The following is a 13187-nucleotide window of genomic DNA, read 5'->3' on the forward strand; positions in this document are numbered from 1 at the left end:
GCGCGGATGCGCCCAAGTACGAGCGGAACCAAGCTAGAAGCGGTCTGCGGGACCGTCAAGCGGCGGGAGAGGCCGTTCCCGGAGCCAGAGCCAGGCACCGGCGCGGTGGACGCGCTCGTAGCCGGCGGCAAGGCGGGTGAGTGCCGCGGAGGTCGCGATCCCCGCGGGAGCCTTCGTCGCGGCGGCGGCGGGCGCACCGAACGCGCTGGCCACGCTGGCCGCGAGGCGCTGGACGATGAGGCGAGGGTCGGGCAGGGGGTCGATCAACTCGTTCAGGCCGATCGCGGGTCCCTTCCCGGAGACCTCCGCTGCGGCGCTCTCCTCCGGCCCAACGTCGCGTCGATCCAGGTCGCCGAGACGCTGCCTGTCCTCGAGGAGGATCGACCCGTGCTGAAGCACGCCACCGCGGCGACGGCACTGGGCGCTGCCCACGAGCTTGCGGCCGCGCGCGGTGAGTTCCCCCGGGGCGGGATCTCGAAAGCAGCTCGCAGCGGAGATCCGGGAGGCCGCGGCGCCACTCGCCTCCGCGTCGTCGCTCCGAGCCGTGTCGAGCGGGACACCCAGGGCGCACAACCCCTCGGCCAGCGCGCGGTGCACGGTTTGCAGGACGGCACGGGGTCCGCCCCACGCCCGCGCGGGACAGGCAAAGGCGTACGTGATCTCGGGTCCATGGAAGACGGATCGGCCGCCCGTCGGCCGCCGAACGGCGTCGACGCCGGGACGGAGGTCGTCGGGGGAACGCCCGAGCAGCCGGTCGGGCGCCGTCTGATGCCGCCCGAGCGACAGACACCAGGGCTCCCAGCCGTAGAACCGGAGCAGCGTCGAACCCCCCGCGGCGAGTTCGAGCATCGCCTCGTCCACGGCCATGTTACGGGCGCCGTCCGCCACGGCGTAGGGGAGGACGAGGCACGGAGACCTCCCGGGCCGGGCAGGCGCGCGCCGCGCGGTCACAACTCGAGCGCTTCCCCCGGCTCGAGGATCACGACCTCGGCGGTGTCGCCCACGGCGTCCACGAAGCGGGCCGGATCGACGTCGATCAACTCCCATGTGCCGTAGTGGTTCGGAACGGCGATTCGGGGCTCGATCATCTCTATCGCGCGCGCGGCGTCCTCCGGACCCATCGTGAAGTTGTCGCCGATCGGCACCAGCGCCACGTCCACTTCCCCGTTCAGAAGCTCCATGTCGCGCGTGAGCCCCGTATCTCCGGCGTGGTAGACACGCGTGCCGTCCACGGTGAGGAGGATGCCGGCGGCCGTTGTCGTATAGGCCTCCGCACCCGGCGCGTCGATCTTCCCGCCGTGGAGCGCCACGGTGAGCTTGACGCGTCCGAAGGGGAACTCGTGGGCGCCGCCGATGTGCATCGGGTGGGCGTTCTCGTGGCCCTGTACCTCCCCGGCGTACGCCACGATCTCGTAGGTGGCGATGAGCTTCGCGTTCGTCGCCTCGAGGATGTCCCAGGTATCCGCGATGTGGTCGCCGTGCCCGTGCGAGAGGAGGAGGTAGTCGAGGCGGTCGGTGAAGTGCTCCGGTCCCACATCGGCCACGGGGTTCCCGGTCAGAAACGGGTCGATGAGGATCCGCGTTCCGTCCGCGGTCTCGATCTCGTAGCAGCTCTGGCCGTGAAAGATGAGTCGTGCCACCGCTTTCCTCCGGGTCTATGCGCCCGCCGGGCCTGAGCCGGCGGTCTCGGTTTCGTAGCTCTCGATCGGCGGACACGCGCAGACGAGGTTCCGGTCTCCGTACGCGTTGTTCACGCGGCGCACGGGCGGCCAGAACTTCCACTCCCGGGTCGAGGGCGCCGGCCACGCCGCCTCCCGCCGCGTGTACGCGTGGTCCCATGTATCCGACGTCACCATCTCCGCGGTGTGGGGCGCGTTCTTCAGCGGATTGTCCTTCGCATCCAGCGTCCCGTCCGCGATCCTCCGAATCTCCGCGCGAATCGAGATCAGGGCGTCGACGAGCCGGTCCAGTTCCCGCTTCGACTCGCTCTCCGTGGGCTCGATCATGATCGTCCCCGCGACCGGGAAGGACATCGTGGGCGCGTGGAATCCGTAGTCCATGAGTCGCTTCGCGACATCCTCATCCGTGACTCCCGTCCCCCGCCGCAGCGGACGCAGGTCGAGGATGAACTCGTGCGCGACCCGCCCGTGCTCGCCGCGGTAGAGGACATCGAAGTGCTCGCTGAGACGACTGGCCATGTAGTTCGCGGCGAGAACGGCCGCTTCGGTCGCCGCTCGCACGCCGTCCCGGCCGAGCATTGCGACGTAGGCCCAGGAGATGAGCAGAATCGAAGCGCTCCCCCACGGCGCCGCGGAGACCGGCGGGATCGCGGCTTCGCCGCCCACATCGACGAGCGGGTGTCCCGGCAGGTACGGCGCGAGTTCCTCCGTCACGCAGATCGGACCCATCCCCGGCCCCCCGCCGCCGTGCGGAATGGCGAACGTCTTGTGGAGGTTGATGTGGATGACGTCGGCGCCGTAATCGCCGGGCCGGCAGAGGCCGACCTGGGCGTTGAGGTTGGCGCCATCGAGATACACGAGTCCGCCGTGCTCGTGGACGATGTCCGTGACCTCCCGGATGGCCGACTCGAACACGCCGTGCGTGGACGGATACGTGATCATCGTCGCCGCGAGCCGGTCGGAGTGTTTCTCCGCCTTGGCGCGCAGGTCGTCGACGTCGATGTTCCCGTTCTCGTCGCAGCGGACGACGACGACCTTCATCCCGGCCATCACCGCGCTCGCGGGGTTCGTGCCGTGCGCCGACGACGGGATGAGGCAGACATCCCGCGCTCCCTCGCCCCGGTCCTCGTGTCGGGCCGCGATGACGAGCAGGCCGGTGTACTCGCCCTGCGCCCCCGAGTTCGGCTGCAGCGAGCAGGCGGGCAGCCCGCTCATCTCGCAGAGCCACCGCTCCAGATCGTCGAACAGACATCGATACCCCTCGGCCTGATCCACCGGGGCGAACGGGTGCAGGGCCCCGAACTCCGGCCACGTGACGGGGATCATCTCGGATGTCGCGTTGAGCTTCATCGTGCAGGATCCGAGCGGGATCATGCTCGTGTTCAGCGACAGGTCCCGGGTCTCAAGCCGGTGGATGTACCGCAGCATCTCGGTCTCGGAATGGTACCGGTTGAAGACCGGGTGCTCGAGGTAGCCCGAGGCGCGCGCGAGTTCCGCGGGATAGACGGGCTCCGGAATGTCCGCGACGACGTCTCCGGCGCCGAGTTCCCGTTCCCCTTCGCCCCCGAAGACCGCGAACAGGTCATCCAGATCCTCGCCCCGCACCGTCTCATCGAGCGCGATCCCGACGGTCCCATCCTCGAAGTCGCGCAGGTTGATGCCGCGTTCGCGTGCCCTGGCGAGGATCTCGGCGGATGTGAAGCCCGAGGGGATGACCTGCAGGGTGTCGAAGAACTGCTCGTGAACGATCGTGTGCCCGAGCCGCTCGAGTCCGCGGGCGAGGGTCCACGTCAACTTTCGGACACGGGTCGCGATGGCGCGGATACCCTCCGGTCCGTGATACACGGCGTACATCCCGGCCATGATCGCGAGCAGCACCTGTGCGGTGCAGATGTTCGAGGTTGCCTTCTCCCGCCGAATGTGCTGCTCGCGCGTCTGGAGGGCCATCCGGAGCGCCGGGTTCCCGTCCGCGTCGACCGAGACCCCGATGATCCGTCCCGGCAGCTTGCGCTTGAACGCGTCCGTGGCGGCGAGGTAGGCGGCGTGCGGCCCGCCGTAACCCATGGGTACGCCGAAGCGCTGAGAGTTGCCGACGGCGATGTCCGCGCCGAACTCGCCCGGCGGCACGAGCAGTGCAAGGGCGAGGAGGTCGGCAGCGACCACGACCCCTGCTCCGTGCTCGTGAAGGGCGTCGCAGAGACCCCGATAGTCGACGACCGCGCCCTCCGTGGTCGGGTACTGCAGAAGCGCGCCGAAGGCGTCGTCCGGATCGTGGGCGGCGATGTCGCCGTGCTGGAAGAGCCGGACCTGGATTCCGAGCGGCCGCGCACGGCCGCGCACGACGGCGACGGTCTGGGGGTGGCAGGCCTCGGACACGAGGAAGACGTTCCGGTCGTCGCTTCCCTTGCTGCCCCAGAGCATGAGCATCGCTTCCGCCGCGGCGGTTCCTTCGTCCAGCAGCGAGGCGTTCGCGATCGGGAGCCCGGTGAGGTCGATGACCATCGTCTGGAAATTGAGCAGCGCCTCGAGGCGCCCCTGCGAGATCTCGGCCTGATAGGGCGTATACTGTGTATACCATCCGGGGTTCTCAAGGATGTTCCGGAGGATGACGCCAGGTGTCAGCGTCCCGTGATACCCCAGACCGAGATAGGAACGGAACGGGCGGTTGGAACGCGCGAGCTCCGCCGCCTGATCGAGAAGCCTTCTCTCGGTGATCGCTTCGGGCAGGTCGAGGTCGCGACCCAGGCGGATGGGTTCGGGAACGGTCTCCTCGACGAGTTCGCTCAGGCACTTCGCGCCGACCACCTCCAGCATCGGCTCCATGTCCGAGGGCGCCAGTCCTATGTGGCGCCCGGCGAACTCGCCGAAGGGCTCCATCTCAAACCGCATGTTCAGGGGCGGGCCGTCAGATCTCGTCCCCGTCGGCGACGAGGGCGGCGTACTGTTCGGCGGTGAGGAGGTCGTTGAGGTCGTCGGGCGCTTCCAGCGCGAGCCGGATCATCCATCCTTCTCCGTAGGGATCGCTGTTGACGAGACCGGGGTCGGTCTCCAGCGCGTCGTTCACCGCCACGATCGCTCCCGCCGCGGGGCAGAAGAGTTCGGAGACGGTCTTCACGGCCTCGACGGTCCCGAACGCTTCCATCTGTCCGAACTCTTCGCCGGGCGCGGGAAGTTCGACGTAGACCACATCGCCCAGTTCGCCCTGGGCGTAATCCGTGATCCCGATCAAGACCTCGCCGTCGACGTCGGTTTCCCGCACGTATTCGTGCTCGGGCGTGTATCTGAGATCTTCCGGAATGTCCGACATGCGTACCCTGCCTTGCTTCGGATCGAGCGTCTCTGGGCTGGTGGCGTGGGACTATACCCGAGCCGCGAGCCGGGCGTCAAGCAACTCCTGCACTAGTCGCCCGAGGCGAGTCTTCGCCGGGCTTTGCGGTCCTTCCTGATCCGCTTCCGTGCGTCCCTCGCGCTCTCGCCCGGGTGTCGCTCGACAACATCGACACCTCCCATGCAGACGAGGCCGCTGATCCGGATGACGGGAGCGTCCGGGGCGGGCGGCGTGCCCGGCTCCGGCGTGCTCACGCCCCCCATGAGCGCGATGCCGCCCCACTCGACCCGGACCCCCGGAGGGACGACGATGTCCACGCCTCCCATGAGCGTAAGGAGCCGGACCGAAACCGTCTCCGTCGCGAACGTCGCCTGCCTGAAATCGAGCTCCGTACCCCCCATCACGGTGACGGCGGAGAGCCGGCGGGGCGGGATCCAGCCGCCCTTGCGCTCCGTACCGCCCCAGATGGAGACGATGAGGTCGCTCTCCTGGACGGGCCGGGCCGGATCCACCGGCACGGAGGCCGACGCCACGGACGCGGGCTCGGCGGGGCGGGTCTCGCTCCGGAGTGCGGGGAGGTCTCGCTCGAGCGCAACGAGTTCGGCCCGGGTGCGCGCGGCGTACGCGATGTCCAGGCGGCGTTCCAGTTCCGTCGTGTTCATGGCGTCGCGCGCGAAATGGGCGCAGAGACGGTCCACCGTCGCCTGCCGCTCCTCCGGCGACAACGCCTTTTCCGGGCTGTCCGTCATCTCCTCCTCGCCGTCTGGCCGGCCTGATTCTCACGCAAGGTGGCGGGGCCAGCAAGGCAAAAAAACTTGCAGCGCGGGCGAGCGCACGGCATCATGGCGCACAACAGGTGCTTTCATGCCCTATCCGTAAACCCTTTGGAAGGAGGTGATCTAGTGTCTGCAGGATGTAGAACCGGGTCTGACTCGGCACGGGCAAGCGATCGCCTCGAGGCAGCGTAACCGGTCTTGAACCGGTGGCGCCCGAGACATGCGCCGACCTGAAAGTTGCGGTGCCTTGCCGGCGTCGCGTCGAGTCAGGTTTCGGTTGAGACAAGAGCCGGCCGTGGGCTTCATGCTCGCGGCCGGCTTCCTTTTCGCCCTGCCCTTCCTCTGAAATATGTCGTTATTCAGCAAATACACCGGAGCCGGCAACGACTTCGTGATCGTGCGCGGCGAAGAACTGGGGCTCCGGGATGCGGGAGCCCTGGCCGCCGCGCTGTGCCCCCGCGCGACGGGCGTCGGCGTGGACGGGCTGATCACCGTTCGAAGCCTGAGCGACGAAGTCGTCCGCCTCCGGTTCTTCAATCGCGACGGCTCCGAGTTTTCCACCTGCGGGAACGGTTCGCGGTGCGCGGCGCGCTACGCGGTGGACCGGGGGCTCGTGCCCCCCGATCACATCCTCGTGACGGACGACGGTGAGATCCTGGCGCGGGTGCGGGAGGACGGCGTGGCCCTGGAATATGCGCTTGACGCCCGCGTGGAGCGCGAGCTGCGCGCGCGCGTCGGGACCGGGAATCCGCGGGAACGTGACGCCTGGCTCGTGCGGATGGGGACCGGGCACCTCGTCGTCCCCGTCCCGTCGGTGGAGGTGGAGGACTTCGAAGATCTCTGCCGGCCCCTGCGGTGGCGGGAGGATGTCGGTCCGGGAGGGGCGAACGTGCACCTCGTCGCCCGCGACGGAGGGACGGTGGTCATCCGCACCTTCGAACGGGGCGTGGAGGGGGAGACGCTCGCCTGCGGCAGCGGCTGCATGGCGGCGGCGTTCGCGCTCCGGGCCGCGGGCGAGGCGGGGGACCGGGTCGAGTTCCTGGTCCGGTCCGGGGCCCCGTTGACGGTGGAGTTCCTCGAGGCGGGGCGGATCCGCCTCACCGGACCGGCGGTGTTCATCTTCGATGGCGTCTTCCCCGAAGCGACGCGCTGACCCGGACGCCTCCGCGGCGGCGGCGCCGCTGCTGGCGTGGTTCGACGCGCGGCAGCGGGACGACGTCGCGTGGCGCGGAGAGCGGGACCCTTACGCGATCCTCGTGGCCGAGGTCATGGCGCAGCAGACGCGGGTGGAGGCCGCCGCGCCGTACCATCGGCGGTTCATGGATCGCTTCCCCGACGTATGGACCCTCGCGGAAGCGGAGGAGGACGACGTCCTCGGTCTCTGGGAGGGACTGGGGTACTACGCGCGGGCCCGCAACCTGCGGCGGGCGGCGCGGCGCGTGGTTTCGGAATACGGCGGCCGGATCCCGCGGGCGGTGTCGGAGCTGCGGACGCTCCCGGGCGTGGGCCCGTATACGGCGGGCGCCGTCGCCAGCGTGGCGTTCGGGCTGCCGGAACCCGCGGTCGATGGGAACGCACGCCGCGTTCTCTCGCGCCTGAGCGATCTCGAGACGGCCTCTCCCTCCGAGCTCGACCGAGCCGCGCGAGCCCTCATCGCCGCGGTCCCGGAGCGGCCGGGCGATGTGAACCAGGCGCTGATGGATCTCGGGAGCGCGGTCTGTACGCCGCTCGGGCCGAGGTGCGGAGCGTGCCCGCTATCGAGTCGATGCCTCGCACTGCGACGGGGGACGATCGGGGAGCGGCCCCCGAGGAAGAGGCGCGCCCGGTCCCCCGAGCGGGCCGAGGCGGCGGCCATCGTCCGGCGCGGCGGGCGGGTGCTCGTACTGCGGCGGCCGTCGGACGGACTCCTGGGCGGTCTGTGGGATTTCCCCTCCGTCGCGCTGCCCGCGCCAACCCCGACCCCACCGGCGCCCGCGCTCACAAGAGTTCTTCGAGAAGGGTTCGGGCTCGACTGCCGCGTGGGTGAGGAGATTCGCGTGCTGCGGCACACGTTCAGCCACTTCCATCTGCGGCTCACCGTGCACCGGGCCCGGTGGCGATCGGGTGAGGTCACGAGCGCCCGGCAGCACCGCTGGGTCGGCTGCGGGGAATTCGGCGACCTCGCTTTTCCCGCCTATCTCCGACGGCTGATCGACGAGGATGTGTCTCCGAGAGATGTCTCCCCGAGAAATGCGAGGTAGGCGCGGATCGTAAGGTCAGCCGCCGCGTGGTGGGAGGCCGGAAGATCCCCGTAGACCGCGGCCCGGATCCGTTCCGGGGTTCGGGCGCCGGCCTGCAGCGCCCGCCGGACGGACGCCACGCGCTGCAGCCGGTGCGTACGGCATTCCTCGAGGCGTGCGAGCGCGTCCTCGACGGGTGCGCCGTGCCCCGGGAGCAGGCGCCCGGGACGGAGGGCCGTGAGGCGCGCGAGACTCGCGAGGTAGGCCTCCACGGACCCGTCCGGGTGGACGATCATGGTGCTCCCTTCTCCGAGCACGAGATCCCCCGTGAAGAGGGCGCGCGAGGGTTCGAGCAGGTAGCAGAGGTGGTCCGCGGAATGACCGGGCGTCGGGATCGCCCTCAGGCGGAATCCCTCCCCCGGCGCCATGGCCTCGTCCGCCGCCAGCGGCCGGCCCGCCAAGCCCACGAGGTCGAGGGTGGCGGAGGAGGCGCGGAGTTCTCCCCAGCGGCCGGCGGACGCCGCCGCGGACGCCGCGTGGTCGGCGTGCGCGTGCGTCAGGCAGACCGCCGCCACCGGTCTTCCGGCGATGACACCATCGACGCGGTCGAGGTGCGCTTCATCGTGCGGTCCGGGGTCCAGGACGATCACCGGCCCCGTCCCGATCACGTACGTCTGCGTCCCGGTCAGCGTGAGCGGACCCGGATTGTCGGCGCGAACGGCCGTGATGGCCGATCCGTGCCGGACGACGTGGGCCGGTCCTCCCCTCGACGTCACCGGATGTCGTCGTACCCGGGATCTCCCGGAGCGAGCGGCGTCACCCCGTTTTCACCGACGCCCAGCCTGACGAGCGCGGGTTCCACGTGGACGCCGCTGAGTGCCGTCATCGCCTCCTCGACCGACCGGAAACCGGCGAGGCGCTCGATCGTCCGTTCGGTCGGGAACATCATGGGCAGCCGACCGGCGGAGAAGCGCCGTAGCGCCGAGGCCGGCGTGGTCCAGATCGCCGCCTCGTGTTCCGGCGTCAGGCTCACGCGAGGCGGACGCTCCTCCAGCGAGAGGAGGAAGAAACGGGTGTCGAACCGCAGCACCGCGCCGCGCGGCGTGATCCAGCGCGCGAAGTACACGATGCGTGTGGACGAGAAGTCGAGTTCGAGACCCTCCGCCACTCGCGAGAAGCGAACCCGCTCCGAGAGCAACGCCCGCCTGGCCTCGGCCAGCGCCTCCGGTCCGCAGCCGCGCAGCGGCGCCGGCATGATCCCCGTCTCCTCGAACAGTTCGCGCAGCGCCGCCACACACGCCGCGGCTTCGCCCGCGCCCGGAAGTCGATCCGCCCACCTCGAGGAGGCGTCATCCTCGTCGATCGCACCGCCAGGAAAGGCCCACGCACCGGCTCCGAACCTGGCGTCGCCGGGGCGCTGAAGCAGGAGGAACTCCAGCCCGGCCGGCGCCGGCGTGGCGACGACAACGGTGGCGGCAGGCCGTGGACTCACAGCGGCCGGCCCAGGATTCATGCGGTCCGAAGGGTCGCTCAAACTCCGCTTGCCACGCGGGCGATGACCAGCACGACCCCCAGCAGCACGAAGGCGACCGGGAGGGCGGTCGCCAGCAGCCATGCCGCAACGGCTCTTCCGGTCGTGGTCCTGTGTGCCTCTCGCAGACCGATCACCGTCAGCACCGCTCCCCAGATCCAGGCCACCAATCCGCCGACGAACGGGACGATGGCGAAGACGGCGGGCCCGCACGCATAACAGACCGTGCGGACAGTGGCCGTGAGGCTTCGACGTCCGGGGACCAGCAGTAGTACGAACAGATGGAGGAGCAGGCTCGTAATGACGAGGGACAGCACCGCCCAGAACGGGGTGAGGAAGAAATCCGCGAGCCGGCCGGCGGAGCCCACCGCGTCCGCCGCGTCCGGCAGCGCGACGTTCATGATCTCGGCGAGCGTCTCCACGAAACCCGGCTGCGCCGTCGGCAGCAACGCGCCCCAGGTCAGCGAGAGCCCCGCCGAGAGGATGCTGATCAGGAGGTAGTAGAGGATTGGGCGCACCGCGGCGCGATCGAAGGGCCCATCGGCAAAAAACGCGCCGGGTTCCAACACGCTCCGGCGCCACGTCTCGATCACGTTCGCCGGGAAGGGTACCGCCGGATCCTCCCACGCCGGCAGGTTGACGTCCTCTGCGCCGTTGTGCTCGCGCCGCTCGCTCGTCGTCATTGTGTCCCGCGACTCAGTCGAGGATGCGCAGCGGCATGACGAGGCAGAGGTAATCGGGTTCGCCACTCGCGGGGGAGAAGGTCGCCGCCCGTTCCGGCGCCTTGAACGTCATTCGAACATCCTCCTCCGGCATGTGACGCAGCACCTCGAGGAGGTACGTCGCGTTGAAGCCGATCTGGATGTCCTCGCCCTCGTAATCCAGCGACAGCGCGTCCTCCGCCTCCCCGAGATCCGGCGTCTGAACCTTGAACCCGAGGTCGCCGGACCGGAAGGAGAGACGTACGCGCCTCGTCGAGTCATCCGCCATCACCGCGACGCGCCGCACCGCCGTCTCGAGAGCGGCGCGGTTCACGGTCGCGGCCTTGTCGTTATCCTTGGGAATCACCTGCTCGTAGTTCGGATACGGTCCCTCGATCAGCGATGTGAAGACCTCCCTGTCGGTGGACCGGAACGCCAGGTGATTCTCCGAACGCGCGATCTGAAGCACCGCGTCCGCAGGGTACAGCTTCTGCACCTGGCTCAGCGCCTTCGGAGGAATGATGAGGTCTGCCTCGCCGGGCGAGCCGCTGACGTCCAGTTCGCGCGACATCTTCGCGAGGCGGTGCCCGTTCGTGGCGACCATGACGGTGGCCGCCTCCCGCAGCTGCCACAGGATCCCGTTCAGAATCGGCCGGCTGTCCTCGGTGGAAACGGCGAAACTCGTCCGCTCGATCAGCGTCTGCAACTCGCCGGCGGACATCTCCCAACCTCCGGCGAAGTCAATCTCCGGGAAGTCCGGGAACTCGTCGGGGGCCTGCCCGTAGAGGCGGAACTTGCTCCGCCCGCACTCGATGTCCACTCCGGCAGACCCTCCATCGTCGCTTCCGTCCGCCGCCGCAAATTTTACCGGCGCATCATCGAGCACGCGCGAGATCTCCAGAAGTTGTCTCGCGGGCAGCGCGACGACCCCCGCCTCGGAGACCTCCGCCGGCACGGACAACGAGACGAAGATGGACATGTCCGTGCCGCTCAGCCTCACGGCATCGTCCTCCGCATGGATCAGGATGTTCGAGAGAACCGGGAGCGCGGCTCGGGTCGGGACGGCGGCAGCGCTTGCCGCCAGACCCTCCTGGAGTGCCTCTCGGGTGATCGAGAATCTCATTTCAGCTCCGGCAGTGTCGGTTCGGGTTTTCCACCGTGGGTTCTACGGTTGGGTATGATATATGTATCAACGGAGTAGTAGTAGAGCCTGTCGAAGTGTCGAAAATTCGGCGTTCCCCATGTTTCTCGCGGCCTGGGCAAGGTGCGCCCGCTGTGGACACGCGGACACGGTTGTCGAAGCTCCGGCGAAACCTCTTCGCCGCGGCGGAGACGGTGGGCCCGATGGTGTGCGTATCGTGTGCGCGAGAAGCAGGTCTTCGTCCGATTTTGCACACGGTCGTGGACGGACGGGACATCAGGTCCGGAACAGCTCTTGCTGCAGCTGGCCGACGCGGCCGCGAAGCGTGGCATCCGACGCCATGTCCGCCTCGACCTTGTTCACGGAATGAATGACGGTGGAGTGATTCCTGCCGCCGAAGAGGTGGCCGATGTCGGAATAGGGCAGGTCGAGATGCGTCTTGATGAGGTACATGGCGACCTGCCGGGGAACGGTCACGGTCCGGTTCCGCCGTTTTGAGATGAGTGCTTCCACCGAGACGCCCCAGGAAGCGGCGATGCGGGCGCGGACTTCTTCCGCCGAGACTTCGATCACCTGCTCATCGGCCTCGTTGCCCTCGGGCCCCAGTGCGTCGCGCGCCATGTCGAGCGAAATCTCGCGTCGCGTGAGAGAGCTGAAGGCGAGGAGCTTGATCAGGGCCCCCTCGAGCTGCCGCACGGAGGTCCGCCGACTCCGCGCGACGTACTCGATGACGTCGTCGTCGATTTCGATCCTGTCCTCGTCGGCCTTCTTGCGCAGGATCGCGGAACGCGTCTCCAGGTCGGGGGGCTGGATGTCGGTGACGAGACCCCACTCGAACCGGGAAACGAGGCGTTCCTGGAGCCCGGGGATGTCCTGCGGCGGCCGGTCGCTCGTGATGACGATCTGCTTCTTTGCGTCGTAGAGCGCGTTGAAAGTGTGGAAAAACTCTTCCTGCGTCCCTTCCTTGTTGGCGATGAAGTGCACGTCGTCGATGAGGAGGACGTCGATGCGGCGATAGCGCTCGCGGAAAAGGGCCGTCTGCCCGGTCCGGATCGCATCGATCATCTCGTTCGTGAACTGCTCGGAAGGGACGTAGGCGACCTGGCAGTCCGGGAGGCGGTCGAGAATCGTGTTGCCGATCGCGTGCATCAGGTGTGTCTTGCCGAGACCGGTGCCGCCCCAGATGAAGAGCGGGTTGTACGTCGTGGCCGGTGCGGCGGCGACGCGATCCGCCGCCGCCGCGGCGAGTTCGTTGCTGCCGCCAATGACGAAGCGTGCGAAGGTGTAGCGTTCGTTCAGCGCCGCCGCTGCGGGAAGGCCTCCGCGATTCGGCGTCTGCGAGGCCAGCGCGTGACCGGGATCGCCGGGATAGGGTTCCGTGATCTCCGGGAAGTCGAGACGCTCCTCGGCCCCCTTGTGCTCGAAGCGGAGTCGAAGTCTCGCGCCGAGCTCCCGCTCGGAGATGTCCCGCAGAAGCGTCCCGTACTTATCCTCGACCCATTCGACCGCGAACCTGGTGGGCGCGGAGACGACGAGCGTATCGTCGGAAAGCGAGACGGCCTCGGTCGATCCGAGCCAGGTGCGATAGGTCTGCTCCGGGAGCACGAGCTTCGCCGACGCGCGAATCTTGATCCAGGCCTCGTGTGCAGTCAGCTCCATCCGTGACGCGCTGGCATGAGAAGAAGACGGTAGGATAGGGGTTCTGATCTTAGGCGAATCCGGCGGCGAGTGTCAACGAAGGGACACGCCTCGCGAGATGGCACACGGATGGCGGACGGGATCGGCCGCCGGACCCGGCGCCGGGCGCGCCGA

General features: G+C 68.8%; 12 protein-coding genes. 2 read left to right on the forward strand and 10 right to left on the reverse strand.

The window, feature by feature from the left end; all coding sequences use genetic code 11:
* Positions 1 to 33: 33 nt before the first annotated feature.
* The 5 genes from ACQY5G_RS04255 to ACQY5G_RS04275 form a co-directional block, all read right to left on the reverse strand.
* Complete coding sequence (locus ACQY5G_RS04255) at positions 34 to 951, reverse strand: lipoyl protein ligase domain-containing protein (RefSeq protein ID WP_428277322.1); 918 nt, start codon at positions 949 to 951, stop codon at positions 34 to 36.
* Positions 948 to 1640, reverse strand: a complete 693-nt coding sequence (locus ACQY5G_RS04260; RefSeq protein WP_428277324.1) for a metal-dependent hydrolase — start codon at positions 1638 to 1640, stop codon at positions 948 to 950. Before ACQY5G_RS04260 ends, ACQY5G_RS04255 begins: the two co-directional genes overlap by 4 nt.
* A gap of 15 nt (positions 1641 to 1655) precedes the next feature.
* On the reverse strand, positions 1656 to 4568 hold the full coding sequence (gene gcvP, locus ACQY5G_RS04265) for an aminomethyl-transferring glycine dehydrogenase (protein WP_428277326.1): 2913 nt from the start codon (positions 4566 to 4568) through the stop codon (positions 1656 to 1658).
* A gap of 16 nt (positions 4569 to 4584) precedes the next feature.
* A complete protein-coding gene (gene gcvH / locus ACQY5G_RS04270; protein ID WP_428277328.1) occupies positions 4585 to 4986 on the reverse strand; it encodes a glycine cleavage system protein GcvH in 402 nt (133 codons plus the stop codon).
* A 92-nt stretch (positions 4987 to 5078) separates the two neighbouring features.
* The gene (locus ACQY5G_RS04275; RefSeq protein WP_428277330.1) at positions 5079 to 5756 is read right to left on the reverse strand and encodes a DUF1707 SHOCT-like domain-containing protein; all 678 of its coding nucleotides are present in this window, start codon (positions 5754 to 5756) and stop codon (positions 5079 to 5081) included.
* 418 nt (positions 5757 to 6174) lie between these two features.
* Here ACQY5G_RS04275 and dapF point away from each other — a divergent pair, with 418 nt between their 5' ends.
* Positions 6175 to 6936 carry a diaminopimelate epimerase gene (dapF, locus tag ACQY5G_RS04280; RefSeq protein WP_428277332.1) on the forward strand — a complete coding sequence of 254 codons (762 nt, stop codon included), beginning with the start codon at positions 6175 to 6177 and terminating at the stop codon, positions 6934 to 6936.
* A complete protein-coding gene (locus tag ACQY5G_RS04285) occupies positions 6908 to 8023 on the forward strand; it encodes an A/G-specific adenine glycosylase (protein ID WP_428277334.1) in 1116 nt (371 codons plus the stop codon). The genes dapF and ACQY5G_RS04285 overlap by 29 nt, the downstream gene beginning before the upstream one ends.
* On the opposite strand, the gene ACQY5G_RS04290 is transcribed toward ACQY5G_RS04285, so the two are convergent.
* The 5 genes from ACQY5G_RS04290 to dnaA all read right to left on the reverse strand — a co-directional run bounded on the left by ACQY5G_RS04290 (position 7957) and on the right by dnaA (position 13034).
* Positions 7957 to 8778: an MBL fold metallo-hydrolase gene (locus ACQY5G_RS04290; RefSeq protein ID WP_428277336.1), complete on the reverse strand. Its 822-nt coding sequence runs from the start codon at positions 8776 to 8778 to the stop codon at positions 7957 to 7959. The genes ACQY5G_RS04285 and ACQY5G_RS04290 overlap by 67 nt on opposite strands.
* The gene (locus ACQY5G_RS04295; RefSeq protein WP_428277338.1) at positions 8775 to 9494 is read right to left on the reverse strand and encodes an NUDIX hydrolase; all 720 of its coding nucleotides are present in this window, start codon (positions 9492 to 9494) and stop codon (positions 8775 to 8777) included. Before ACQY5G_RS04295 ends, ACQY5G_RS04290 begins: the two co-directional genes overlap by 4 nt.
* A gap of 38 nt (positions 9495 to 9532) precedes the next feature.
* On the reverse strand, positions 9533 to 10216 hold the full coding sequence (locus ACQY5G_RS04300; protein ID WP_428277340.1) for a YIP1 family protein: 684 nt from the start codon (positions 10214 to 10216) through the stop codon (positions 9533 to 9535).
* Between the two features lie 13 nt (positions 10217 to 10229).
* A complete protein-coding gene (gene dnaN, locus ACQY5G_RS04305; RefSeq protein ID WP_428277342.1) occupies positions 10230 to 11357 on the reverse strand; it encodes a DNA polymerase III subunit beta in 1128 nt (375 codons plus the stop codon).
* 294 nt (positions 11358 to 11651) lie between these two features.
* Complete coding sequence (gene dnaA, locus ACQY5G_RS04310; RefSeq protein ID WP_428277344.1) at positions 11652 to 13034, reverse strand: chromosomal replication initiator protein DnaA; 1383 nt, start codon at positions 13032 to 13034, stop codon at positions 11652 to 11654.
* Positions 13035 to 13187 lie beyond the last annotated feature (153 nt).

This window comes from Candidatus Palauibacter sp. (genome assembly GCF_965261555.1).
GTDB lineage: Bacteria > Gemmatimonadota > Gemmatimonadetes > Palauibacterales > Palauibacteraceae > Palauibacter.